Below are 22,692 nucleotides of genomic sequence, written 5' to 3' on the forward strand. Positions count from 1 at the left end.
GGGCAAAGCAACTGTTGTGCGAAGCCGAAAGGCATGCGAGCGATGCCAACTCATTCGCATGGCAAAGCAATTCAGCAACGCGGTGCGGAGAGCAGAGCGGCCACCCAGCGCCGGCGGCCCCACGCAGCGGAGGCCATGCTGCCCGTGACCCACCCGGGTCTCGGTCGTTGAACTCGGCGATGGGTGCACGGAGAAGCCCCGGGCGGCCAAAGCCCGGGGCTTCTCCCATACACCGGCCCGGCGCCCGGGCTCAGCGGACGCGGTCCGCCTCCGGCGATACGTCACCCGGGAGGAAGGTGACGTGAGGCGCCCCGGTCCGGGGGTGCACGACGACCTCCCCCGCCACGCCGTACACCTCCGCGAGCAGGCGCGGGGTGAGCACCTCGCGCGGCGGGCCCACGGCCGCGACCTCGCCGTCCCGGAGGACGTACAGGCGGTCGCAGTAGTAGGCGGCCAGGTTCAGGTCGTGCAACGCGACCAGCACCGTGGCGGGCAGGCGACGCAACACGCCCAGCACCTCCAGCTGGTGGCGTACGTCGAGGTGGTTGGTCGGCTCGTCCAGTACGAGCAGCGACGGCTGCTGGGTGAGCGCCCGCGCGATCAGCACCCGTTGCCGCTCACCGCCGGAGAGCCGGTCGAAGGAACGGTCCGCGAGCTCCACCGCGTCGACCGACGCCAGGGACGACTCGACCAGTCGGGCGTCCTCGGCGGTGTCGCCGTCGAGCAGCCCCTTGTGCGGTGTGCGGCCCATGGCCACCACGTCCCGCACCGTGAGGTCGAAGGCGGCACCCGGTTCCTGCACCACGACGGCCATGGTCCGGGCGAGCCGGCGCACGGGCAGTGACCGGACGTCTGTTCCGTCGACGCGTATGTGCCCGGCGTCGGGGCGCAGGACGCGGTACACGGCGCGCAACAGGCTCGACTTGCCGCTTCCGTTGGGGCCGACCAGACCGATCACCTCACCGGGCTCGGCGGTCAGGGACACGTTCCGTACGAGACGGCGGGCCCCCGCGCTCACGGTGAGGCCCTCGACGGCGAGGTGGTTCCCGGTCATGCCACTCCTCGGTCGGTGTTGCGCCGGGCGTCCCGCCGCATCAGCCACAGGAAGAACGGCCCGCCGCACAGCGCCGTCAGGACGCCGACGGGGATCTCCATGGGGGCGGCGACCGTACGGGCCGCGATGTCGGCCCAGATGAGGAAGACCGCTCCGGCCAGGGCCGCCGTGGGAAGCACCCGGCGGTGGTCGCCTCCCACGAAGAAGCGCACGATGTGCGGGAGCATCAGCCCGACGAAACCGATCGGTCCGGCCGCCGCGACCAGGACGCCGGTGACCAGGGACAGCAACACGAACATCCGGGCCCGGAAGCGCCCCACGTCGAGCCCCATCGTGGTGGCGGCCTCCTCGCCCGCCAGCAGCAGGTTCAACGACCGGGCCTGCACCAGCAGCACACCGATGCCCACCAGCAGCGTGGCCGCGGGCAGCCACAACGTGGCCCACTGGACGCCGCCGAGGCCGCCCATGGTCCAGGCGAGGACCTCGCGCGTCTGGTTGCCCCGGTCGGCGGTCAGCAGCAGCAGGTGCGTCACCGCGCTGAGTACCGCGGCCACCGCCACCCCTGACAACACCAGCCGGACCGAGGTGATGCGCCCGCCGGCCCGCGCCGTGGTGTAGACGAGCAGGAGCGTCAGCAGCGCTCCGGCGAACGCGGACACCGACAGCGACACCGCTCCGAAGAGACTGACGCCCGAGACGATCACGATGACGGCGCCCAGGGACGCGCCCGATGAGACGCCGAGCAGGTACGGCTCCGCGAGGGGATTGCGTACCAGGGCCTGCATGGCCGTACCCACGACGGCCAGCCCCGCTCCGATCACCGCTCCGAGCAGGACGCGTGGCGCCCGAACGTCGAGGATGATCGTCTCGCGTGCGCGTGACCAGGCCGGCTCCGACCAGTCGGCCCCCAGGCCGTGCGCCACGATGCTCCACACCTCGCCGGGCGGTACGTGCACCGAGCCGATGGCCAGCCCGGCCGTGACGGAGACGAGGAGGAGCACGCCGAGGACCCCCAGCGTCAGGACGTACGCCCGTTCCCGCGGCGGGTTCGCCCGGGGGCCGGCGAGGGACGACCCGGGCCCGGGGGAGGGCGCGGACATCGTGTCGCTCGGGCCTGCCGGCGTACGTGCGGGCGTGCGGGCCGTCACCGGAAGCGCTCGGGGTGCAGCCCGCGAGCGAGGTCCTCCACCGCGTACGGAGGCCGTACGCCGACCAGTGTCGCGGTGAGCGGCAGCACGACGAACCGCTTGTTCCTGATGGCGGGCACGTCGGCGAGGGCCGGCTGGGAGAGCAGGAACTTCTTCTTCTGCTCCACGCTCCCGGCGCCGCGGTAGTCGTAGATCGCGATCACCTCGGGCCTGCGGGCGACCACCTGCTCCCACGACACGTCGCCGAAGACGTCGTCCAGGTCCGAGAAGACGTTGCGCCCTCCGGCCAGCCGGATGATCTCCGTACCCAGGCTCCTGCCGCCCGCGGTGAACGCGGACTTGTCGCCGCTGTCGTACACGAACACCGATACCGGTGGTGCGCCCCTGACCGCTTCCCCGGCCTTCCGGATGCGGTCCTGGAGACCGGCCACCAGCCTGTCGGCCCGCTCCGGCACGCCGAAGATGCTGCCGATGGTACGGATCTCGTCGTACGTGTCCGTCATGGACACCTGCTTCTTGCCGCAGTACTCGCGGTTGAGGTAGGTGTCGATGCCCGCGTCGGCGAACGCCTTGCGTGACCGCCCCTCGTTCTGGGCGAACGCGCTTCCGTAGCCGCCGTAGACGAAGTCGGGCTCGGCCTCCAGGACGGTCTCGAAGGACGGCTCCTTCTCCGCCAGCTCCGGGACGGCCGCGAAGTCCTTCTGGTACGCGGGCAGAACGGCCGAGTCGGGGAAGGCGGTGCCGACCATCCTGTCCTTCAGGCCCAGCGCGAGCATCAGCTCGGCGGGGTGCTGGTGGATGGTGACCACCCGGGAGGGGGGTTCGTCGTACGTGGTGCGGATGCCGCAGTTGTCGATGGTGACCGGGAACCCCGTCACGGACGTGGCCGCGCCGCCTCGGTCACGGGTTTCGCCCTTCGCGCCGCAGCCGGTCAGCAGGGCGGCGGACAGCGCGGCGGACAGAGCCGTGGCGAGTGCCCGTCGCCGCAGGGCATGGCGTGTTGAGGGGAGGGAAAAGGGACGGTGGGTGCCGTCGTACACGTGAAGCCTCCTGGGGAGTCCGCGCTCCTCGGAATGGGCCCGCGACAGGCCAGTGTCCTGACTCCCGGATCGACGTTCCCCCTTGCCTTCCCGCGCTGTACGTACGTACGCGGTGGCGTCCTCGAAGGTTCCACTCCCCGGTCACAGTGGCGGGACCGTGCCGGATTCGCACCGGCTTCCTGTCTCCCGTCGCGGTGATGACCAGGTGATACTACGTTTCCTTCAGTGGAGCGCAAAAGGGCGTGCGGTCGGCGCCGTACGCCCCCTTTGGTGGTACGGCGTCGTCACCGGGGCTGTTGCCGGTGCTGCGCGGCCCGGTAGCGGGACGGTGAGATCCCGTACCGGCCGGTGAACGCCTGGCGCAGTGACTCCGCGGAGCCGAATCCGCAGCGGGCGGCCACACTCGCCATGGGCAGCGTCGTCGACGCGAGGAGATGCGCGGCGGCCTCGGTACGCGCCAGCCGGACGAACCTGCCCGGCGCCTGCCCGAGGTGCTCGGTGAACAGCCGGGTGAGGTGACGTGGCGTCACTCCCGCGTGTGCGGCGAGCGCCGCGGTGCCGAGGTCGTGGTCGGGGTGGGCGGTGATGTGCTCGACGAGCTCGCGGACCAGTTCGTTGCGGGGCGGCGGGGCGGCGGTGAACAGGCTCATCTGCGTCTGGTTGCCGGGCCGTTGCAGGTAGACGACGAGGGCCCGGGCCACCTTGCGGGCCAGTTCGGGTCCGTGGTCCTCCTCGATGAACGCGAGGGTCAGGTCCATCGCGCTGGTGATCCCGGCCGCCGTGTACACGTTCCCGTCACGGATGTAGATGGGCGCGGGGTCCACCAGGACCTCCGGGTGGCGGGCGGCGAACTGCGGCGCGAACCGCCAGTGTGTGGTGGCGCGGCGCCCGTCCAGCAGCCCGGTGGCTGCCAGGACCCCCGCCCCCGTGCACACCGAGGCGATCCGCCGGCTCTCCTTGGCCAGACGCCGGACGTGACCGACGATCCGGGGGTCGGCGGCCGCCCGCTCGAATCCCAGGCCGCCCGAGACGATCAGCGTGTCGAGCGGGCCGACGAGCCGTTCGAGGGGCTGCTGGCTCTGCAGGACCAGCCCCGAGCCGCAGACGATCGGGCCGCCGCCCGGCCCGGCCACGCACACCCGGTACGGCACGGTCGGGTCACCGATCTCGTTGGCCAGGGCCAGGCTCGTGGTCACACACGCGATGTCCAGCAGCTCGGCCGCTTCGTAGCCGACCACCACCATGAGCCGTTCCGCCATGCGGCGACCCTATGCCGGAAGGACCGGTACCCCAAGGTTACGGACATCGATCCCGCGGACGCGCACGGCCGTGGCCGGCCGAGCCGGACAGTGGAGCCGGACAGTGGAGCAGGGAAGGCCCGCTCGCCACAACGCTCCAGCCATCATCACCCGGGGGACGCCATGACCCGCACCACGCGCGACGACAACCACCACCACCGCGACGACGGCACCCGCCCGGCCGCCGCCCGTCCCCACCGGGAGAGCTCGCCCTCCGGCGCCGGGCGCGTGCTGGGCGCCCTCGGCCACCGGTGGCCCACCGTGCTGGCACTCGCCCTGGTGGTCGTCACCTTCGTCGACGGCGTGCCGCCCGTGGGGCTCCTGGCCGCCCTCCTCGTCGTCATGCCGCTGTGCTACCTGCTGTTCGGGTCACTGCGCGGCGAACTGCGCCGCCCCGGCGTCCTCGTCGTCCAGATCGCGGGGCTCCTCGGCTTCACGGCCGTGGCACTGGCCGCTCTGGCCGTCGACGGCACTCTCGGCCTCTACGTCGTGGCCGCCGGCTGGCTGGCCCACGGGATCTGGGACTTCGCCCACCATCGGACCGGAAAGGTCGTGCCCCGGGCATGGTCGGAATGGTGCTGTGTCGTCGACGTCCTCGGGGCTCTGTCCATGGCCGTCATGGCCTGACGGGGAGACGGGCCGTGCGGGTGTCACGCGACAACCGGACCAGCGGCGTCCCGGGCAACCGGAGGTGGCCGGCGGCCGCGTGGCGTACGTGCTCGTGCCGCTCGCCGGGCATCCGCACCGCCGACGCGGCCGACGCGGCCGGCAGCCGTGGGCCGGTCGCCGCCCGGGGCCGTACGTCCTCGTGGGGTCGGCCTGGCACCGCCCGCGGCGACCGGGCGCCACGCGGCCCGGGAGGCAGCGCCTGGGTCAGCGGTTGTCGTGCAGCTCCTGGTGCATCTGGGGCTGGTCGTCCTGGTCGTGGGTCAGCGCGTACTTCTCGACCTCGTTGAACGCCTTGGAGGCGACGCCGAGGATCTCCTTGTAGGGGTTGACACCGACGGTCTTCTTGGCGGCGCCGCCGAAGAGACCGCCGGCGGTGTTGCTGACGAGGCCGTGGCCGACGGCCAGGGGCTTGCCCGCGAGGTCGAGGGGGCTCTTCGGGACGCCCGCCATGTCGGCGTACTTGTCGGTGAGCGCCACGCGGGTCAGAGCGATGTACGCGTCACTGGCCCCCGGCCCGACGAGGTCCCGGTAGAACGCGATGGCCTGCGCGGTCATGAACACACCGTCGTCGGTCTTCTTCCACTCCTTGTCGCGCTGGGCGTTCCAGACCGCCTCGACCTCGTCGGCGTTCTTGGGCAGCAGCCACTTCTCCGGGGTGCCGAGGTAGTGGTTGACGTAGTGCCAGGCGCACATGAAGCCGTGCGCGTCGTCCTTCGACACGTGCAGGCCGAGGTTCTTCATGCCCTGGAGGATCTGGGTGCTGAAGACGCAGGCGGCGCCGGTGGTGTACTTCTGCGAGACCGGCTCGCCCCACTTGGCGTAGTCCCACTCACCGCTCTTCTTGTGCAGCTGCCGCACGGAGGCGTGGACCAGGCGCACCTTCGTGACGGTCGCGGCCAGGCTGCCGTCCCGCATCGCGTTCCGCTTGCCCATGTCGATGAACAGCCGCGAGGACTGCGACAGCCTTCGTCCCGGGCCCTCCACGCCGCCCAGCCGGCCCGTGGAGCGCAGCGTGAACGCCCCGGTGGGAGAGAGGTACGTGCCGATGAGGCCCACGGTGCCCTGGAGCATCGACGCCTCCCCGTGGTGGTGGTCGAAGAAGCCCTCCGCCGCCTTCACATCCGCGTCGCTCCAGTCCGGGGGCGGGGCTTCCGCGTCCCGCAGGAACTGGGCGAGCCGCTCCGGCAGCTGCGACAGGTCCTGGCCGGGACCCAGCTTGTTGATGGTGCGGAACAGGTGGTTGACCCCGTCGACCTCCCGGTTGTCGATGAGGTCCGACACCAGCGCGTCGGCGGCCGGGTCCCCGACCTTACTGGCGGCCTCCATCTCGGCCACGGCATTGGCGGTTGTCAGCGGCACAGCAGAACTCCGTTCTCCGTCGATCAGAACTGAACGGCCGCCGAGCCCCTGCCCCCACGCGTCGGCGGCGTACGATCCCGCCGCGGGACCGGCTCCTGTCCATCATGGACAGCCAGGGCCTGCCTCTCAGCAAGATCACCGCTCGTGATCCTGCCCCAGTGAAGACGGGCCCGCGATGCCCCGTCCGAGGCAAACGGAAGTGCGCCCGGCGCATCTCAGGGGCGCATTCGGCCCCGCCGGGCCCGCTGAACGGCGCGCGGTTCAGGCCCGGTCGCGGACGTGGGCGGCCGCCAGTTCGGCTTCGCGGATGACCGTGGCCGTGTCCACGTCCAGCAGTTCGCCGTGCGCCTTGCGCATCCGGCCGTCCACGAAGACGTGACTGACGTTGGGCGGCTGGCCGTTGAGCACGATCTGACTGATCCAGTCGAACCGTGGCGCGAAATTGAGCGTACCCGGGTCGATGACCACCACGTCGGCACACTTGCCGGGGGTGAGAGAGCCGACGCGGTCCGCCATGCCGACGCACTCGGCTCCGCCGAGGGTCGCCATGCGCAGTACGGACGGAATCGTGGGATGCACCTCGGGGTCCTGGTGCAGCGCCCGCTGGAGTCCCACGGCCGCCTTCATGACGGTGAACATGTCGGAGGTGTCATTGGTTCCCCCGTCATGACCGAGCCCCGTCTTCACACCGTGGGCCCGCAGTTCGGGGAGCCTGATGATCCCCGAGGCCAGCCGCATGTTGCTGAGCGGGCAGTGGGCCACGCGGACATCGTGCCCGGCGGCCGACGCGATCTCGTCATCGGTCAGATGGATCGCGTGGTTCATCAGCAGATCCGGCCCGAAGACCCCCGCCAGCCGCAGCGCACGGACCGGGTCGTCCCGGCGGTCGGTGTGGTGTTCCAGGACATGGGAGTTGACCATCACCCCGAGGTCCCGGGCGATCTCGCCGAACCGGCGCAGCCGGTCCACACCCGCCATGCCGGCGTGGACGGAGACCTGGGCCGATGCCAGGGGCAGCGGGTCGAGCAGTTCCTTCTTCACCCGGGGTACGAGGTCGGCGTTCGGAACGGTCTGCATCATCGCGTACACGAACCGCAGCCCGGAGTCGTCCAGTGCCCCGATGTAGCGCTCGGTGGTGTCGTACGGGATGGGGTGCACCCAGTCCACGACGGTCGTGACACCCGCCTGGAGTGCGTCGAGCGCGGCGAGGCGGACGAAGCGGTACATGTCCTGGGCGTCGATCCTGGCGAGCGTCGTGCTGTTGCAGGCAGCCAGCCAGCCGTACAGGTCCTGACTGCTGCATCCGCCCCGGATGCTGGACTGCCACAGGTGGTTGTGAATGTCGACGAACCCCGGCAGCACCATCCGTCCGCTCATGTCCAGCACCCGCGTCCCCTGCGGCGCGGGCAGCCGCCGGCCCACGGCGGCGATCCTGCCGTACCGCATCAGCACATCGGCGTGACGCAGCGTGCCCAGGGGCCCGTCACCCACATCGGGGTCCATGGTGAGGACCAGCTCCGCCCCTCGGAGCAAGGTGGGGGGTGAGTGTCCGGGTCTGTCGTTGGGTTGCGATCCGTGGCCGGACGGGGGAGCGCCCGCCATGAAAGGGACGCTGCTCAGACCGGCGAGCACGCTGCGGCGGCTCAGGCGGGACGACTCCGTCATGGGGCTTGTATCCCGCGCCCCTCAGCCGGGGGCAAGTCGTAATTCCGGCCAACGATAGTGGAATTCCCTTTCATGAGGCCCGTCCGTTCGCGTTCCCGGTCGCCTGGGGCAAGGGAACCGGGGCCGGTATGGGATGGCGGCCTCATGTTCCTGGGACGTCCGGAGCGGGACATTGGAGCGGTCACCACACAGGTGGCACAGGGGGCACAGGTGGTCGCACGGGGCTGATCCGGTAAGCCGCCCGAACACGTCCGCAGCTGGCGGGAAGGAATGTGATCACTCTCCCTCGGACCACGACGGACCCCAGCATGGGCGGCGCGGTGGACCAGGCGCGTGAGACCGGCGTCCCATCCATGTCCCGGATGCGCCGTGGAAGGCCTGTCCTGGGGAGGGTTTCGCCGGACTGCCGGTGAGGGACGGTCCGCCCGTGTCACTCCGGGGCGTTCAGGTGCAGCCAGGCGCTGAGTGCCGCGTGCAGTTCGACGACGTCCTCGCGCGGCAGGCTCTCCCCGGCCCGGCCCACATGGAGGCGTACGTCGTCGGCCGTGACCGTGTAGCCGACGGCCAGGCGCGGTGAGGAACGGATGGCCGAGCCGCCGGCCAGGACGCGCCGCAGCGCCGCTACGCGTCGTGGCAGGACGGCCGCCGGGGTGGCGCGGGCCAGGCGGTCGAGGTGCCGGGGGCGTGCGGGCGCGCCGATCGTGGTGTAGAAGTCGTGGATCGCCTCTTCGAGGCTCCCGCGCGGTGCGGCGGGCGCGGCATCGGCGAACGCCCGGAACAGGTCGGGCCAGGGCTGCTCGATGTCGTGAAGCCGTCCCGGTACCCGCACCGGCGCGGGTTCCCGCAGGTCCAGCCGTACGCACGCGCCCGGCACCAACTCCACCGAGTAGCCCTTGCCCTGGTACCGGGCGTGAAGGCTCCGCAAGCGGGCCACGTGCCGGTGCACGGGGTTCTGGCCGACCGGCCCGTCCGGCCGGGAGGCCCGCCCCACGGCACCGTACGCACCGTGGGCGCGGTGGAGCCGCCCCGACTCCGTCACCACCGCCGTGAGGTGCCGACCGCCGTCCCCCAGCCGAAATCCCACTACCGTGAGCATCGCCGCCCCTTCCCGCTTCCGCACGCCGCCGACGCTACCCGCAGTGCCGCCGTCGCGGGGGCCGATACGGCCGAGCCCGGCCGCGCCGGGCGGGCGGTTGGGCGGCGGGGGCGGCCGGTTCGGGGGATTGTCGGATCCGGACGCTAGCCTCGCTTCATGTCGCGTACTACACCACCTCGTCCCGTCGACATCGCCGCCGTCTTCCCGGAGTTGGCGCCGCTGGCGCGTACCGCCGTTCGCCTGCATCCGCGGCCGGGTGCACCGACCGCGGCGGACAGTTCCGCCGGCGGGCCGCTGCTGTGGCCGGTGGACGAACCGTGGCCCACGTGTCCCGAGCACACGGGCCCCTGGCTGACCGGCTACACCCTGGACGACCTGCGTGAGGAGAGACGCATACTCACCGAGGGCTGGGCCCGCCCCCGGATACCCGGGACCGATTTCCTCACCCCCGACGAGCGCGCCTTCCTGGACCGTCTCGGATACACGGGCAAGCCTCTGCCCGCCGACGGTCCCGTACCCCTGCTGCCCGTTCTGCAGCTCTACGCCCGTGACGTACCGTCCCTTCCCCGTCCGCCCGGCACCGACCTCCTTCAGGTGCTCTGGTGCTCCTTCGAGCACGGTGAGGACTGCATGCCCGGGGTGCGGCTGCGCTGGCGCGCGGCCGGCACCGTGGGCGCGGTGCGGGACGCCGTGCCGCCGCCCGTGGTGAGTGAGGGCGGGGCGCTGCCCGAACCGTGCCTCCTCCACCCCGAACCGGTCGTCGAGTACCCGGCACCGCACGAGCTGGAGGAGGGCCTCCGCGAGCGGATCCACTCCTGGGAGGAGGGCCGTCCGTACGATTACCAGTGGGACCTCGCCGTCGCCCCCGGCTGGAAGCTGGGCGGGTGGGGCAACTGGAGCTTCTGCGACCCCTGGCCGATGCTCTGCGAGGAATGCGGCAGCACCATGCGTCCGTTCCTGACCCTGGACAGTTCCGAATGGGACGGAGGGACCGGCAGTTGGTGCCCGCTGGAGGAGCCGCCCCCGGCGGAACGACCGCTGTACCCCGAATCCCATGAACCCACGAGGATTTCGATCGGCCGCGGCTACACCATGCAGGTGTACCTGTGCCCCGAATCCTTCGACCACCCCCACCTGCAGGTCATGCAGTAGGCCCCATGAAGGGTGGTTCCGACACCGCATGCCGACTCCGGGGGCGCCCGGTGACCGCCGTGCGGCCCACCGCCGCGGCGAGCTTGCGCAGGCGGCGCCAGTCGAGTGGCGGCTGGGGCTGCGGGACTCCCGGCCGAAACCGGGGTACGCGGACGCGCAGTGCCCGGGGCGCGATGCGGCAGTGGACGGGGGCGGGCAGGACGAAGGCCTCACCGTCGATGCCGACCTCGATGGAGGGGCGGTCGGCCTCGACGACCACGTCACGGGCGGTCAGCACCGTCAGCCCGCCCGCCTCCGGGTCCAGGAGCAGGCCGGCGGCCTCCGCTGCGCTGTCCACCCGGATGCCCAGGACGCCGAGCACACCCGAGTCCAGACGCTCGCGTCGGCCCAGGCCGGCCGGATCGTCCCTGCGGTAGGGGTTGTTGCTCACCAGCAGCGCCTGCGGGTCGGTGAGCGTCGTTCCCTCGGCGTGGGCGGTCAGCCGGGGCCCGCTCTGCCGGGTGAGCAGGTCGGGCAGCAGGTCCAGCGCCGTGCCGACCTTGTCGTTCCGGTAGGCGGGGCTCTGCACGACCGTTCCGTACACACCGAACGAGACGTTGTTGACGAAGGGACGCCCGCCTGCGAAGCCCAGGTCCACGTGGAGTTCGACGCCGTCGGTGAGCGCGTCCAGGCAGGCGGCAGGGTCGTCGCGGTCGAGCCCCAGGTCCATGGCGAAGTGGTTACGGGTGCCCGCGGAGACGACCAGGAACGGCAGCCCGTGCTCGGCGGCGACCGCGGCCACGAGCGCCTGCGTACCATCACCCCCCGCGACGCCCAGCAGGTCGGCGCCGTCCGCCACCGCCCGCCTGGCGAGCTCCGTGACGTCCTCGGGCCGCTCCGGGTCGAGCAGCACCACGCGCGCCCCGAGCCGCTCCGCCTTCTCCTTCAGGCCGAACCGCTCCACCTTGGCGCCGCCCGAGCGCGGGTTCATCACGAGGAACGGCCGCCGTGGTGGCGGCGTCCGGTGCTCCTTCACCCGAACGGGACGCAGCCCGGTGCTGCGCAGCGCGTACCGCCCCGTCCAGACCGCGACGGCCCACAGCGCGAGCGAGAGCGTGACCACCCACAGCAGGTTGGCGGCCGCGAACATCCCCACCACGGCGACCGGTGCGGCCACGGCCAGTGCCGCGGCGGCCACACGGGCCACCCCGCGACGGGTCAGCGCCCACCACAGGCCGGCCGCCGTGACGGCCATGCCCGCCACGCCGGCCAGGAGCAGCAGTACGCCGCCGACCCCTCCGTACACCAGTGGCAGCAGCGCGGCGAGCGTCACCGCGGCCAGGGACGCCCTGGCCGACCACCGCTGCTTCCGGTGGGCCCGCTCGCTCGCGTGCCAGCCGACCCCGGCCCCGACCCCCATGAGCCCTCCCCTCGTCCGCGGACATCGTAGGAGGCCCGGGTGAACCCGGTCCCCCCGCCGGTGCAGGGGACGGGCGGGCGGATCACCTGCCCAGCGACGACCACCCGGCCGGCTGGGCGGGATCGAGGGTGCGCCATTGGGCCAGGACCTTGGGGTCCTGGGCGTCGAGCCAGTCGGTCAGTTCACGGAAGGAGACGCAGCGGACCTCCTTGCGCCGGCAGACGTCCCTCATCACGTCCTCCACCGCGTCCATGTAGATTCCGCCGTTCCACTTCTCGAAGTGGTTGCCGATGAACAGGGGCGCACGGCTGCCGTGGAAGACCCGTTCGAATCCGGCGAGGTAGGAGTCGCGGGCCTGCTTGCGCCAGGTGGCGTACATCGCCGGATCGCCGTCCGTGAGGCCCTTGGACTGGTTGTAGAGGAAGTTGAAGTCCATGGACAGCACTTGGAAGTCCTTGCCCGGGAAGGGCAGCATCTGCAGGGGCAGGTCCCACACCCCGTCCTTCTTCGAGGGCCAGACCTGGAAGTCGCCCGCGGAGCTGGCGTCGTAGCGCCATCCGAAGGGCTTGGACGCCGGTATGAGAGTCTTCTGCCCTTCCAGGCAGGGCGCGCGTCCGCCGACGACCTCGCGGGTGGGATCGAAGGGGAGGGGGGCGAGGTCGGTGAAACCGGTGTTCGTCTTCCAGTTCTGTACGAAGGAGTAGAACTGGTCGATCTCGCTGGTCCACTCCGCGGCGCTCCAGTCCCCGCCACCCCTGGCCCCGCAGAAGTGGCCGTTGAAGTGCGATCCGATCTCGTGGCCCTCCTTCCACGCCCCGCCGAGCTGGTCCAGGGTCGTGCGGATGTGCTCGCGGGTGGGATAGGAGATCGCCGCCGCTCCGGCACCGTGCTGGGGCGGCCGGTAGAGGTTGCTCTTCTCCTTCGGCAGCAGGTAGATGCCGGTGAGGAAGAACGTCATGTGCGCGCCGCTCTCCTTCGCGACGCGGCGGAAGCGGGAGAAGAGCCGGTCGTCGCCCTCAAGGGCGCCGTCCCAGGAGAAGACGACGAACTGGGGTGGCCGCTGCCCCGGTTTCAGCCGCTCGGCCTTCAACTGCCCGGGTTGCGGGCCGGTGTAGGAGGTGGACCCGTCCCCCAGGATCCTGACCCGGCCGTCCCAGTTCTCGTCGTCGGCGTTCCGCTTGTCCGTGCCGCCGCTCTTCTGTCCGGCCGAGGGCCGCGGTGCGGGTGCGGATGTCCGGTCGGCGGACGCCGCCGGGCCGCCGTCGGGTGCGGTGCCGCCCGTCACCAGCGGGAGCAGGCTCGCGCCGGTCGCGATGACGGCCCCGGCGACACCGAGGGCGATCCCGCGGGTGGTGGTGCGTTCCCGCAGGCGGCGCAGCGCCGGGATGTTCCGGATCATTGTGTCTTCCCCCGATCGTTCGCGGCCCGGCCCGATGTGCCCTCCACCGCGTTCGTGTACTGGTTCCAGATTCCGGCCGGGCGGTCGGCCCCGGTCGTGGAGTCGCCGCCGAGGCCCGTGAGCGGCAGTGGCGCGAGGCTCTTGGTGAGGTCCATGCGGTACACGACGACGGCCGTGGCCTCGGTGGGCGTGTAACCGGCGTACCAGCGTGCCGTGTCGTCCCGCGTACCTCCGGCCTTGCCCGCGGCCCGGCCCATGGCCTTGCCGCCCTCGCCGCTGCCGCCCTCGCCGCTGCCGGTCGCGCGGGAGAGGGCATCGGTGACCTGGTCGGCCACCGTGGCGCTCACGGCGCGCTTCTTGCGCGGTGCGGCCAAGGGGACGGGCTCGCCCCGGTGGGTGACGCGGAGCACCGAGTACGGCTCGGTGTGCGTGCCGTGGGCCGCGAACATGCTGTACGCGCTCGCTATGCGGATGGCGCTCGGCGTGGAGTTGCCGAGGGCGAAGTCGGGCACCGGGGGGCCGAAGCTGGAATCGAGCAGTCCGGCCGACCGCGCGGTGCGGCGCACCTGTTCCAGACCGACGTCCATGCCGAGTTGGAGGAAGGGTGCGTCGGCCGACTCGGCCATGGCGCGGCTGAGGCTGATGCGGCCGTGGGAGCGGCCGTCGAGGTTGACGCCCTTGACCATCTTGCCGGCGCGGTCCCAATAGGGGCCTTCCGGGGTCATCAGGGGTACGCCGTCGTTCCCGTCGTAGACGGTCGAGGGCGTGACGGGGGTCCGGGGGCCGCCGCGCTCGCGCTGTACGCCGTGTTCGAGAGCGGCGGCGTAGACGAAGGGCGTGAAGACCGTGCCGGCCGGGACGGTTGCGGCGTTGGACTCGTTGAAGGCCTGCTTCTGGTAGTCCGGTCCGCCGTGGACGGCCAGTATGCGGCCGTCGGGGGCGACCGAGGCGGCGCCGAACCGGGCGTACCGGTCCGCCTCGCGGTTCTCGGGGTCCAGGGTGGCGCGCGCGTCGTTGACTGCCCTGGTGAGGGCCGTCGTACGAGGCTTCTCGAAGGTCGTGTAGATCTGGTAGCCGCCGAGGTCGAACCGTGCCTCGGGAATGCGTCCTGCGCGCTTGGCGTACGTCTCGGCCAGCTCGACCAGGTAGCCGCTCTGCCCGCCCGCGGTGCTGGGCTTGGTCGGAACCCTGGGCTCCGGGAAGGTGGTGTAGCGAGCCCGTTCCTCGCGGGAGAGCCGGCCGATCTCGACCATGCGGTCCAGCGTCCACGCCCACCGTTCGACGGCACGTTCGCGGTTGGCGGGGGAGAGGGCGGGGTCGTAGAGCGAGGCGCCTTTGAGGAGGGCGGCGAGGAAGGCTCCCTCACTGGCGTCGAGCTGGGTGACGTCCTTGCCGTAGTAGGCCTGGGAGGCGCGCTGCAGCCCGTACGTACCGCGTCCGAACCAGCTGGTGTTGAGGTAGTCCTCCAGGATCTGGTCCTTGCTGTGGTGCCGGTCCAGTTTGACGGCGAGCAGGAGCTCGGTGAACTTGCGGGAGAACGACCGGTCCTGGCTGAGGTAGACGTTTTTGACGTACTGCTGGGTGATGGTGGACCCGCCCTGGGTGTCGCCGTCGCTGACCGTCCGCCACAGGGCCCGGGTCACGCCGCTCGCCGAGACGCCGGGGTCGGAGTAGAAACCGGCGTTCTCGGCGGCGAGTACGGCCCAGCGGACGTGCTCCGGGATCTTGTCCAGGGGCATCTCCTGGCGCCGCACCCAGCCCGTGCGGGCCATCGGCGAGCCGTCGGCCCAGTAGTAGACGTTGTCCTGCTGGGTGGCGAAACCGTTCAGGTTCTCCGGTATCTCGGTACGTACGTAGGCGACGGCCACGATTCCCACGAGGCCTGCCGCGGCCATCAGGAACGAGGCCAGGGCCTGGCGCCACGAGGGCACCCACCTGCGCCAGCCGCTCCTGCCGGATCGCGGGTAGTCGGGCCGGCGGAGGCCGCGAGGGGAGCGGGACTTCCTCGCCGTTCCCCGGGCCCTGGTCAGGGGCCGTGCCGCGGTACGCAGCGTGTCCACGACTCTTCTGTAGTTGATGTGCTTGGTCATCCCCGTCCAGCCATGCCTTGTCGGCCCGGAGGTCCGCGGCGGTCGCGGCTCTCCGGACCCACATCCGAGTTACCGGCGCGATGAAGCCATCACAAAAGCGCCCCCCTGAGCCTGACCGAGAGTGACACTCGCGATGTCACGTAAAGATAACAGGCCGGTCGGACAGTCCCCTTGGGGCGGATCGGTATGGTGGGTCGTCGGCCCCCGTCCCGGCGGACGGGCCTGACGCGGAGTCAGGCCGGATCCCGTCAGGCCGACGCGGGGCGTGCAGGGCGTGCGGGGCGCGCGGGGCGAACCGCCCAGTCAGTCATGCTCCGGAGCCGGGACCACCGCGACCGGGCACTCGGCAGTGTGCAGGACCTCCGCGCTCACCGACCCCAGGAGCAGCCGGCGCAACCCGGTCCTGCCGCGCGAGCCCACTACCAGCAGGGAGGCACTGCGCGAGGCCTCGGCGAGGAGTGTCGCGGCACGGGTGTGCTCGATGCGCAGGCCGGCCCGCACCGCCGGGTACGGGCCCTGCCGCCGGCTGATCTCCCTCTCCAGGAATTCCCTGGCCCCTTGCTCCATGACCTTGAAATCCGGCGGCACCATACCGACCGGGCCGGTGGGGAGCATGCCCGGGTGGAAGGCGCCATGGACCAGCTCCAGGCGAGCGCCGCGCAGCTCCGCTTCCGCATATGCGAGGTCCAGCGCGTCCAGGGACGCGTCATCCGTGTCCACGCCGACCACGACGCGATTGTCCCGCGACTCCCCGGTCACTCCCGGGCGGACCACGATCACGGGGCATTCGGCGTGTGTGGCGACCTGCCAGCTGACCGATCCCAGAGGCAGCCGTGGGAAGCCACCGCTGCCGCGATGACCGATCACGATCAGCCCGGCGTCCCGGGAGCGTTCGATCAGGGCGGACGCCGCATGCCCGAACGGAAGCTCCCCCGCGACGGTGACCTGGGGAAAGTCGGAGCGTACGAGATCCTCGTACCGCCGCACGAGGTCCGACCCCGCCTTCGCGGCGGAGTCCCCCTGCCCCTCGTCCAGGGGCGGCTGGATCACATGGGCCACGTGCAGGGGGCTTCGTCGAAGGGCGGCCTCGCGCGCCGCGAATCGCACCAGGTAGTCCTGGCCGACGGCTTGGTCGACGCCGACGATGATGGTGCTGCGCTGCGTCGGTACGGCGTTGCTCATGGCTGCTCCCGCCGGGTCGCTCACATGGGATCCCGCACATATGGCGGTGGCCGGGTACCCGGACCGGACGCGTTCATGCCTGCGGCGCAGCCCCCAGGGCCTGGGCGAGGTGCCGGCCCCGGCCAAGGCGGCGGCCCGAGAGGTGACTTGGGCGCGTCCCGCCGATCGCGTAAGTGACCGCGAATGTTCGTCGGCGCGTCACCATGAGCGCGCCCATATAGGCAAGCATCTATGTCCTCGCCCGAGGAAAGGAACGACAGGTGCAGCGTCGACGGGCACATCGCGGACGTCCGGTGGGAACGAGCGTGGCAGTGGCGGGAGGCGCCCTGCTCCTCTCGGCATGCGGCACCGCGGCCGTCAGCGGCGATGCCGTGTCCCCCACGCGTACGAGCAGCATCGTGTGCGCCGAGCGGGGCCAGTTGGCGGCCTCCGGTTCCTCCGCGCAGCAGAACGCGATGAAGCACTGGATGCGTGCGTACCAAGAGGCGTGCCCAGGGGTCGAGATCCGTTATGTGCCCATCGGATCCGGCGGGGGCGTTGCCCAGTTCATGCGCGGGGCGACGGTGATAGGCGGAACGGACAGTCCGCTGAAGGCCGAGGAGATCGAACGTTCGCGTGATGTTTGCCGGGGAGGCAGAGCCATAGACCTGCCCATGGTCGGCGGGCCCATCGCCATCGGCTACAACGTCTCCGGCGTACGGGAACTCGTCCTCGACGCCCCCACCCTCGCGAAGATCTTCGACTCGGAGATCACCGTGTGGAACGCGCCCGAGATCCAGCGTCTCAACCCCGGCACCAAGCTCCCCGCCACCGCCATCAGCGCGGTGCACCGTTCCGACGAATCGGGTACGACGCAGAACCTGAACGCCTACCTCGCCGGAGCAGCACCCGAGGAGTGGCCGTACCCGGAGGCCAAGGCCTAGCAGGCCGGGGGCGGTCAGTCCGCCGCGGGCTCCAGTGGGGTGGCAGCCCAGGTGCAGGGCCTGGACGGCGCGATCGGCTACTTCGAGCTGTCGTTCGCCAAGGCGAAAGGGATCCCCACCGTCAGCCTCGACACGGGCGCGCCGGAACCTGTCGCCGTCTCCGCCGAGACGGCCTCCGCCGGTATCGCGACGGCGCACGTGGACGGCACCGGCCATGACATGACGCTGACGTTCGACTACAGGACCAGGGCGAGCGGGGCGTACCCGATCGTCCTCATCACCTACGAGATCGTGTGCGACAGCGGAAACCAGGCCGAGGTCCTGCCCGCCCTGAAGTCCTTCCTGACGTACACCGCGAGTGAGGAGGGGCAGAAGGACCTCTCCCGTATCCACTACGCCCCACTGCCCGACGAGGTCGCCGCGCGGGTACGGCAGGTCGTCAGCCGCCTGTCCTGAGCCGGGCCGCGACGCCTGACCCGGAACCCAGGCCGCGGGGGCCCGGGCCCCGGGACGCGCCCCCGGGACGCGCGGGACCGGGCCCCTGGGACGCGGGCAGGGCGGCTCACGGGGCGCCGGCCTGAGCGCCCCGCGGAGTGGGACCGTGCGGAGCCCAGCGCCGGCGGGCTCCGTCTCGGCGGCCCCGGCCCCGACGGGCCGGGGCCGGCGCCACCGCCTCGGTGGGCGGCGTCACCGTGCTGCCGGGACCGTGAACCTCCTGCGCCAGGCGAGCGAGACGTACACGAGCGCCACCAGCACCGGTACCTCGATCAGCGGGCCGACGACGCCGGACAGGGCCTGGCCGGACGTCACGCCGAAGGTGGCGATGGCGACGGCGATGGCCAGCTCGAAGTTGTTGCCGGCGGCGGTGAAGGCCAGCGTCGCCGTACGGTCGTAGGTCAGACCGATGACCTTGCCGAGCAGGAAGGTGCCGAACCACATCACCGCGAAGTACGCCAGCAGCGGGATCGCGATCCGCGCCACGTCGAGCGGCTGGGAGGTGATCGTCCTCCCCTGGAGGGCGAAGAGGATCACGATCGTGAAGAGCAGGCCGTAGAGGGCCCACGGGCCGATCTTCGGCAGGAAGCCGCCCTCATAGGACTCGCGGCCGAGCTTCTTCTCGCCGATCCGGCGTGTGAGGAAGCCGGCGAGCAGGGGCACGCCCAGGAAGATGACCACGTTGAGTGCGATCTTCCACATGGAGATGTCGAGGGATTCTCCGTCGCCGAGACCGAGCCAGCCGGGCAGCAGATCGAGGTAGAACCAGCCGAGCACGCCGAAGGCCAGGACCTGGAACACGCTGTTGAGCGCCACCAGCACGGCCGCCGCCTCGCGGTCGCCGCAGGCCAGGTCGTTCCAGATGATGACCATGGCGATGCAGCGGGCGAGCCCGACGATGATCAGGCCGGTACGGTACTCGGGCAGGTCGGGCAGGAAGATCCAGGCGAGCGCGAACATCAGGGCCGGGCCCAGGACCCAGTTGACGACGAGCGACGAGACCATGAGCTTGCGGTCGCCGGTAACGGCGTCGAGCTTGTCGTACCGGACCTTCGCCAGGACCGGGTACATCATGATCAGCAGGCCGACGGCGATCGGCAGGGAGATGCCGCCGATCTCGACCTTCGCCAGCGCGTCGTTCAGGCCGGGGACCAGCCGTCCGAGGCCGAGCCCGAGGGCCATGGCGAGCAGGATCCATACGGCGAGGAAGCGGTCGAGCGTCGAAAGCTTCGCGACGACCGACGATTCCTCGACGGTCGCGGGTGCTTCGGTGCGGGTCACGGGCAGGCCCTCTTGTTGTCGGCGGCGGTACGAGCGGTGGCGGCCAGTTCGGCGAACTGGCCGGCGAGCTGGGCGATGACGTCGGGCCGCAGCTTGTAGTACGTGAAGCGGCCGCATGGCTCGGTCTCCACCACCCCGGCCTCACGCAGCACCTTCAGGTGGTTGGAGAGGTTCGTCTGGCGGGCGCCGGTCTCCTCCACCAGGTGGGTGGTGCAGAGCGTCTCGCGGGCGAGCAGGGTGACGATCCGGAGCCTGAGTGGGTCGGCCAGGACTCGGATCAGTTCAGTGTCGACTGACGTCATCATGGGCTGATACTGTCACATCACTGGTGGATGACACCATCAGGTGCTGACGTCAGTGAATCCTGATGCGCCTGTTTCGTCGTGAGACAAGAGAGACCTCTGATGTCCCAGAAGCCCTCCGTCCTGTTCGTCTGCGTCCACAACGCCGGCCGCTCGCAGATGGCCGCCGCGTGGCTGACCCACCTGGCCGGGGACCGCGTCGAGGTCCGTTCGGCGGGCTCCGCACCGGCCGACCAGGTGAACCCGGCGGCGGTCGAGGCGATGCGGGAGGTCGGCATCGACATGTCCGCCGAGACCCCGAAGATCCTCACCGTGGACGCGGTCAAGGCGTCGGACGTCTGCATCACCATGGGCTGCGGCGACACGTGCCCGATCTTCCCCGGCAAGCGGTACCTGGACTGGGAGCTGGAGGACCCGGCGGGCCAGGGTGTGGAGGCCGTACGCCCCATCCGCGACGAGATCAAGAAGCTCGTCGAGGGCCTGATCGCGGAGATCGCCCCGCGGTAGGACGCGTGGCCTCGTCGTTTGTGCCGGTCAGTCGTGTGTTACCCGTCTCGGCGACGCCGAGGCCCCGGCGGCCTGCGGCTGTCGAACTCACGAAGTGCGTCCGCATCGACGCCGACTGCGCGGACATCTGCGACGCCACCGCCGCCGCCCCGTCCCGCCACACCGGATACGCCGCCAACATCCCCCGGCGAGCTCACCGCGTGCGCGACGGCCCGCACGGCGGGCGCCGAGGAGTGCGAGCGCCACGCCGGCATGCGCGAACGCTGCCGCGTCCTCGCCGAGGCCTGCCGCCGGTGCGGGGCCGCTCGCAACGCCCTCCGGTCTCGGGACTGGTAAGCCCGCAGAGCCCGTGTACCGCCCTTCGACTGCGCCTCATTGCGGCTGGATTTGCCGGGATACGGCAGCCGGCGCCTCTCGTCCGCTGCCGTCCGACCTCGTTGTATGCCGCTTTTGGGCCGATGAATGATGGGGCGCAGGAGGTGGGCGATGACAGCACATGCATGGGTGACGGCACGCAACACGCGCGAGGTGCCGGACGGGAACGGTGCCGGACGGCGGTCGCTGGGCCGAGCGCGGTTCATGGGTGTGCTGCTGATCCTGCTGTCCCTGACATCGGCGGCAGCCTCCTACGCGGTGTTCAGCTGGTGGCTGCCCTCCGATCAGAGCCGCTACCAGGACTACCGGGCGGCCGAGCCGTGCTCCGCCCGAGCTACCGAGAAGGAGCAGACGGACTGCCTGAGCACCTGGAGCCTCACCGTGGAGAAGACGGTGAACAAGACCGGCGGGAAGGCCTCCTCCTACGAGGCGACCCTGACGGACCGGGACTCCTGGCGGGGAACGGTGTCCTTCGGCGACCCGGGGCCACTCCTGGAGCGGCTCAAGTCCGGCGACCAGGTCACGGCCACCATCTGGCGGCGTGACATCGTGGTGCTCCGCCAGGACGGCGTATCGCAGAACACCTCCGAGGCGCCCCGTGACGAGGTCCAGATGAACGCCGCTGTCGGCATGATCGCCGCTCTCGTCGCGGCGCAACTCTTCGTATTCGGCGCGGTACGCCTGGTCCGGCCACGTGATCATGAGCCCTTTGCCTGGAAACCGTACGGCCGGCGGCTGCTCATCACCATCGTCGCGGTCTGTTTCGCGGTGGGCCTGTCGGCGGTGTGGATCGGCATCCCGTGGTGGAGCGTGCCCGCCGTCTCCGTGCCCATCGTGGTGTGCACGGCCGTCGTAACGCATCACCGCTTGCGTCGCACGACAACTTCGCCGTAGGCAGGACCGAGCTGTCGCCGGTACGGTCCCGGACATCGGAACAGTTGGTGCCACGGGACGTTCCGGTGAATTCCTGGCGCAGGACACTCACTCCGGACATCGGTACAGCGGTTGGCGCTGAGAACGCTCATGGTCAGGGCGGAGGCCGCTGACCCGGTTCTCGTACTCACGGCAGGCCTTGCGCTGAGCTGGGACTGCCGGGACGCCGTGGCCGCCGTCGAGCGGCTGGTAGTGGGCGAGGACCGGCGGTGCACGACGGGGACGGCGCTGACGCGCAGGGTGTAGCACTGGCCCGCGCCGTCTCGGCCTCGGCGAGGACGAGATCCTGCCGGGCGGTCGACTGCTGGTCGGTCGACACTCGCTTGTGGACGAGATCGGCCACGCTCTCCCCCCGCTTCTGCCGACGCATCGGACCTTCGGTGTCATCCGACCCTGTCGTCAGCCGTCATCGGATCTCATTGGATCCGAGTCGCCGTCAGGCCCCTGGAATCTGTCGTCATTCGATCGTTCGACGACAGGAGGCCGACGTGTCCGGGTGATGTAGCCAGGACAGACTGCTGTCTGCCATCGGTGAACACCACCCCGAGCGGGCGCAGCGGTCATTACCGTCCAGTCGCATGACGACGGTCACAACCCGTACGGTCGAATACCCGGCCGACAACCTGATGATGATCGGATACCTCGCGCTCCCGGCCGGTGCCGGGCGCCGACCCGCAGTCCTGATCGGACCCGAGGGGATGGGGCTCAGCGATGTCGAGCGCCGGCGGGCCGAGGCTCTGGCCGAGCTGGGGTACGTGGCGCTGGCCTTCGACCTCCACGGCGGACGCTATTTGGAAGACCCGGAGGAAATGCTGGCCCGTTGCATGCCGCTGCTCGCCGATCCCGACCGCATGCGAGGAATCGGTCACGCCGCGCTCGGCGTGCTGCGTGCCGAATCACGGGTCGACCCCGACCGGATCGCCGCCGTCGGCTACGGCACCGGGGGCGCAGTCGCACTGGAACTCGGTCGCGATGGCGTCGACCTGCGCGCGATTGGGACAGTCAACGCACTGACCACGGGCCGACCGGGCGAGGCGGCACGCATTCGCTGCCCGGTATGGGCCGGGGTCGGGTCGGAAGACCCGATCATGCCGCCCGCGCAACGGGAGGCGTTCGCCGCGGAGATGCAGGCCGCGGGCGTCGACTGGCGCCTCGTGGTCTACGGAGGAGCCCTTCACGCCTTCCACCACCCACCGGTCGACCACACCGTGCCTCCCGGCGTCGGCTACCACCCACGGCACGCACAGCGAGCCTGGCGTGACATCGTCGCCCTGCTCGCCGAGTGCCTGCCCGTCACGGATTGATTCGATCGGCTCGTGATACTC

The 22,692-nt window shown here is 71.0% G+C and carries 18 protein-coding genes, 1 pseudogene and 1 riboswitch; of the genes and pseudogenes, 6 read left to right on the plus strand and 13 right to left on the minus strand.

Going from position 1 to position 22,692, the window contains the following annotated elements; genetic code table 11:
• Nucleotides 1-250 precede the first annotated feature (250 nt).
• From AMK26_RS20785 to AMK26_RS20800, 4 genes are all read right to left on the minus strand, one after another.
• Nucleotides 251-1,054, minus strand: a complete 804-nt coding sequence (locus AMK26_RS20785) for an ABC transporter ATP-binding protein (protein WP_073756167.1) — start codon at nt 1,052-1,054, stop codon at nt 251-253.
• A complete protein-coding gene (locus tag AMK26_RS20790) occupies nt 1,051-2,154 on the minus strand; it encodes a FecCD family ABC transporter permease (protein ID WP_073756168.1) in 1,104 nt (367 codons plus the stop codon). Before AMK26_RS20790 ends, AMK26_RS20785 begins: the two co-directional genes overlap by 4 nt.
• A 44-nt stretch (nt 2,155-2,198) precedes the next feature.
• Nucleotides 2,199-3,242 carry an ABC transporter substrate-binding protein gene (locus AMK26_RS20795; RefSeq protein WP_073756169.1) on the minus strand — a complete coding sequence of 348 codons (1,044 nt, stop codon included), beginning with the start codon at nt 3,240-3,242 and terminating at the stop codon, nt 2,199-2,201.
• A gap of 30 nt (nt 3,243-3,272) precedes the next feature.
• Nucleotides 3,273-3,463, minus strand: a riboswitch (cobalamin riboswitch).
• A 63-nt stretch (nt 3,464-3,526) separates the two neighbouring features.
• Nucleotides 3,527-4,501 carry a GlxA family transcriptional regulator gene (locus tag AMK26_RS20800; protein ID WP_073756170.1) on the minus strand — a complete coding sequence of 325 codons (975 nt, stop codon included), beginning with the start codon at nt 4,499-4,501 and terminating at the stop codon, nt 3,527-3,529.
• 162 nt (nt 4,502-4,663) lie between these two features.
• Here AMK26_RS20800 and AMK26_RS20805 point away from each other — a divergent pair, with 162 nt between their 5' ends.
• Nucleotides 4,664-5,167, plus strand: a complete 504-nt coding sequence (locus AMK26_RS20805; RefSeq protein WP_241837985.1) for a hypothetical protein — start codon at nt 4,664-4,666, stop codon at nt 5,165-5,167.
• Nucleotides 5,168-5,413: 246 nt separating this feature from the next.
• Here the strand turns inward: AMK26_RS20805 and AMK26_RS20810 are convergent, their stop codons facing one another.
• The 3 genes from AMK26_RS20810 to AMK26_RS20820 form a co-directional block, all read right to left on the minus strand.
• On the minus strand, nt 5,414-6,568 hold the full coding sequence (locus AMK26_RS20810) for an oxygenase MpaB family protein (protein WP_241837986.1): 1,155 nt from the start codon (nt 6,566-6,568) through the stop codon (nt 5,414-5,416).
• Nucleotides 6,569-6,829: 261 nt separating this feature from the next.
• The gene (locus AMK26_RS20815) at nt 6,830-8,071 is read right to left on the minus strand and encodes an amidohydrolase family protein (RefSeq protein WP_241837987.1); all 1,242 of its coding nucleotides are present in this window, start codon (nt 8,069-8,071) and stop codon (nt 6,830-6,832) included.
• 592 nt (nt 8,072-8,663) lie between these two features.
• Nucleotides 8,664-9,329: a hypothetical protein gene (locus tag AMK26_RS20820; protein ID WP_073756171.1), complete on the minus strand. Its 666-nt coding sequence runs from the start codon at nt 9,327-9,329 to the stop codon at nt 8,664-8,666.
• Between the two features lie 156 nt (nt 9,330-9,485).
• Here AMK26_RS20820 and AMK26_RS20825 point away from each other — a divergent pair, with 156 nt between their 5' ends.
• Nucleotides 9,486-10,481: a hypothetical protein gene (locus AMK26_RS20825; RefSeq protein WP_073756172.1), complete on the plus strand. Its 996-nt coding sequence runs from the start codon at nt 9,486-9,488 to the stop codon at nt 10,479-10,481.
• On the opposite strand, the gene AMK26_RS20830 is transcribed toward AMK26_RS20825, so the two are convergent.
• The 4 genes from AMK26_RS20830 to AMK26_RS20845 all read right to left on the minus strand — a co-directional run bounded on the left by AMK26_RS20830 (nt 10,471) and on the right by AMK26_RS20845 (nt 16,551).
• Complete coding sequence (locus AMK26_RS20830) at nt 10,471-11,880, minus strand: diacylglycerol/lipid kinase family protein (protein WP_073756173.1); 1,410 nt, start codon at nt 11,878-11,880, stop codon at nt 10,471-10,473. The two genes, AMK26_RS20825 and AMK26_RS20830, sit on opposite strands and share 11 nt — an antisense overlap.
• An 82-nt stretch (nt 11,881-11,962) precedes the next feature.
• Nucleotides 11,963-13,279 (minus strand): hypothetical protein, encoded by a 1,317-nt coding sequence (locus AMK26_RS20835; RefSeq protein WP_073756174.1) that lies wholly within the window; start codon nt 13,277-13,279, stop codon nt 11,963-11,965.
• The gene (locus tag AMK26_RS20840) at nt 13,276-15,369 is read right to left on the minus strand and encodes a transglycosylase domain-containing protein (protein ID WP_079277710.1); all 2,094 of its coding nucleotides are present in this window, start codon (nt 15,367-15,369) and stop codon (nt 13,276-13,278) included. The genes AMK26_RS20835 and AMK26_RS20840 overlap by 4 nt, the downstream gene beginning before the upstream one ends.
• A 303-nt stretch (nt 15,370-15,672) precedes the next feature.
• Nucleotides 15,673-16,551, minus strand: a complete 879-nt coding sequence (locus AMK26_RS20845; RefSeq protein ID WP_073756176.1) for a universal stress protein — start codon at nt 16,549-16,551, stop codon at nt 15,673-15,675.
• A gap of 260 nt (nt 16,552-16,811) precedes the next feature.
• Here AMK26_RS20845 and pstS point away from each other — a divergent pair.
• Nucleotides 16,812-17,930: pseudogene (gene pstS, locus AMK26_RS20850) on the plus strand (phosphate ABC transporter substrate-binding protein PstS).
• A 231-nt stretch (nt 17,931-18,161) separates the two neighbouring features.
• Here the strand turns inward: pstS and arsB are convergent.
• Both arsB and AMK26_RS20860 read right to left on the minus strand, forming a co-directional pair.
• Entirely contained in the window at nt 18,162-19,250 is a 1,089-nt protein-coding gene (gene arsB, locus AMK26_RS20855) for an ACR3 family arsenite efflux transporter (protein WP_073756177.1), read from the minus strand.
• Nucleotides 19,247-19,555, minus strand: coding sequence for an ArsR/SmtB family transcription factor (locus AMK26_RS20860; protein WP_073756178.1), 309 nt, complete (start codon nt 19,553-19,555; stop codon nt 19,247-19,249). The genes arsB and AMK26_RS20860 overlap by 4 nt, the downstream gene beginning before the upstream one ends.
• Before the next feature lie 99 nt (nt 19,556-19,654).
• Between AMK26_RS20860 and AMK26_RS20865 the strand changes: the two genes are divergently transcribed.
• The 3 genes from AMK26_RS20865 to AMK26_RS20875 all read left to right on the plus strand — a co-directional run bounded on the left by AMK26_RS20865 (nt 19,655) and on the right by AMK26_RS20875 (nt 22,671).
• Nucleotides 19,655-20,059 carry an arsenate reductase ArsC gene (locus AMK26_RS20865; RefSeq protein ID WP_073756179.1) on the plus strand — a complete coding sequence of 135 codons (405 nt, stop codon included), beginning with the start codon at nt 19,655-19,657 and terminating at the stop codon, nt 20,057-20,059.
• Nucleotides 20,060-20,545: 486 nt separating this feature from the next.
• Entirely contained in the window at nt 20,546-21,328 is a 783-nt protein-coding gene (locus AMK26_RS20870) for a hypothetical protein (protein WP_079277711.1), read from the plus strand.
• A gap of 617 nt (nt 21,329-21,945) precedes the next feature.
• Entirely contained in the window at nt 21,946-22,671 is a 726-nt protein-coding gene (locus AMK26_RS20875; RefSeq protein ID WP_073756180.1) for a dienelactone hydrolase family protein, read from the plus strand.
• Nucleotides 22,672-22,692 lie beyond the last annotated feature (21 nt).

This window comes from Streptomyces sp. CB03234, assembly GCF_001905885.1.
Taxonomy (GTDB): Bacteria; Actinomycetota; Actinomycetes; order Streptomycetales; family Streptomycetaceae; genus Streptomyces.

Bases quoted from the DNA above. Each gene is read 5' to 3' on its own strand.
- AMK26_RS20785 (WP_073756167.1), bottom strand. From the start codon at position 1,054: ATGACCGGGAACCACCTCGCCGTCGAGGGCCTCACCGTGAGCGCGGGG.
- AMK26_RS20800 (WP_073756170.1), bottom strand. From the start codon at position 4,501: ATGGCGGAACGGCTCATGGTGGTGGTCGGCTACGAAGCGGCCGAGCTG.
- AMK26_RS20825 (WP_073756172.1), top strand. From the start codon at position 9,486: ATGTCGCGTACTACACCACCTCGTCCCGTCGACATCGCCGCCGTCTTC.
- AMK26_RS20815 (WP_241837987.1), bottom strand. From the start codon at position 8,071: ATGGACCCCGATGTGGGTGACGGGCCCCTGGGCACGCTGCGTCACGCC.
- AMK26_RS20805 (WP_241837985.1), top strand. From the start codon at position 4,664: ATGACCCGCACCACGCGCGACGACAACCACCACCACCGCGACGACGGC.
- AMK26_RS20845 (WP_073756176.1), bottom strand. From the start codon at position 16,551: ATGAGCAACGCCGTACCGACGCAGCGCAGCACCATCATCGTCGGCGTC.
- AMK26_RS20790 (WP_073756168.1), bottom strand. From the start codon at position 2,154: ATGTCCGCGCCCTCCCCCGGGCCCGGGTCGTCCCTCGCCGGCCCCCGG.
- AMK26_RS20860 (WP_073756178.1), bottom strand. From the start codon at position 19,555: ATGATGACGTCAGTCGACACTGAACTGATCCGAGTCCTGGCCGACCCA.
- AMK26_RS20820 (WP_073756171.1), bottom strand. From the start codon at position 9,329: ATGCTCACGGTAGTGGGATTTCGGCTGGGGGACGGCGGTCGGCACCTC.
- AMK26_RS20840 (WP_079277710.1), bottom strand. From the start codon at position 15,369: ATGACCAAGCACATCAACTACAGAAGAGTCGTGGACACGCTGCGTACC.
- AMK26_RS20835 (WP_073756174.1), bottom strand. From the start codon at position 13,279: ATGATCCGGAACATCCCGGCGCTGCGCCGCCTGCGGGAACGCACCACC.
- AMK26_RS20870 (WP_079277711.1), top strand. From the start codon at position 20,546: ATGACAGCACATGCATGGGTGACGGCACGCAACACGCGCGAGGTGCCG.
- AMK26_RS20830 (WP_073756173.1), bottom strand. From the start codon at position 11,880: ATGGGGGTCGGGGCCGGGGTCGGCTGGCACGCGAGCGAGCGGGCCCAC.
- AMK26_RS20865 (WP_073756179.1), top strand. From the start codon at position 19,655: ATGTCCCAGAAGCCCTCCGTCCTGTTCGTCTGCGTCCACAACGCCGGC.
- AMK26_RS20875 (WP_073756180.1), top strand. From the start codon at position 21,946: ATGACGACGGTCACAACCCGTACGGTCGAATACCCGGCCGACAACCTG.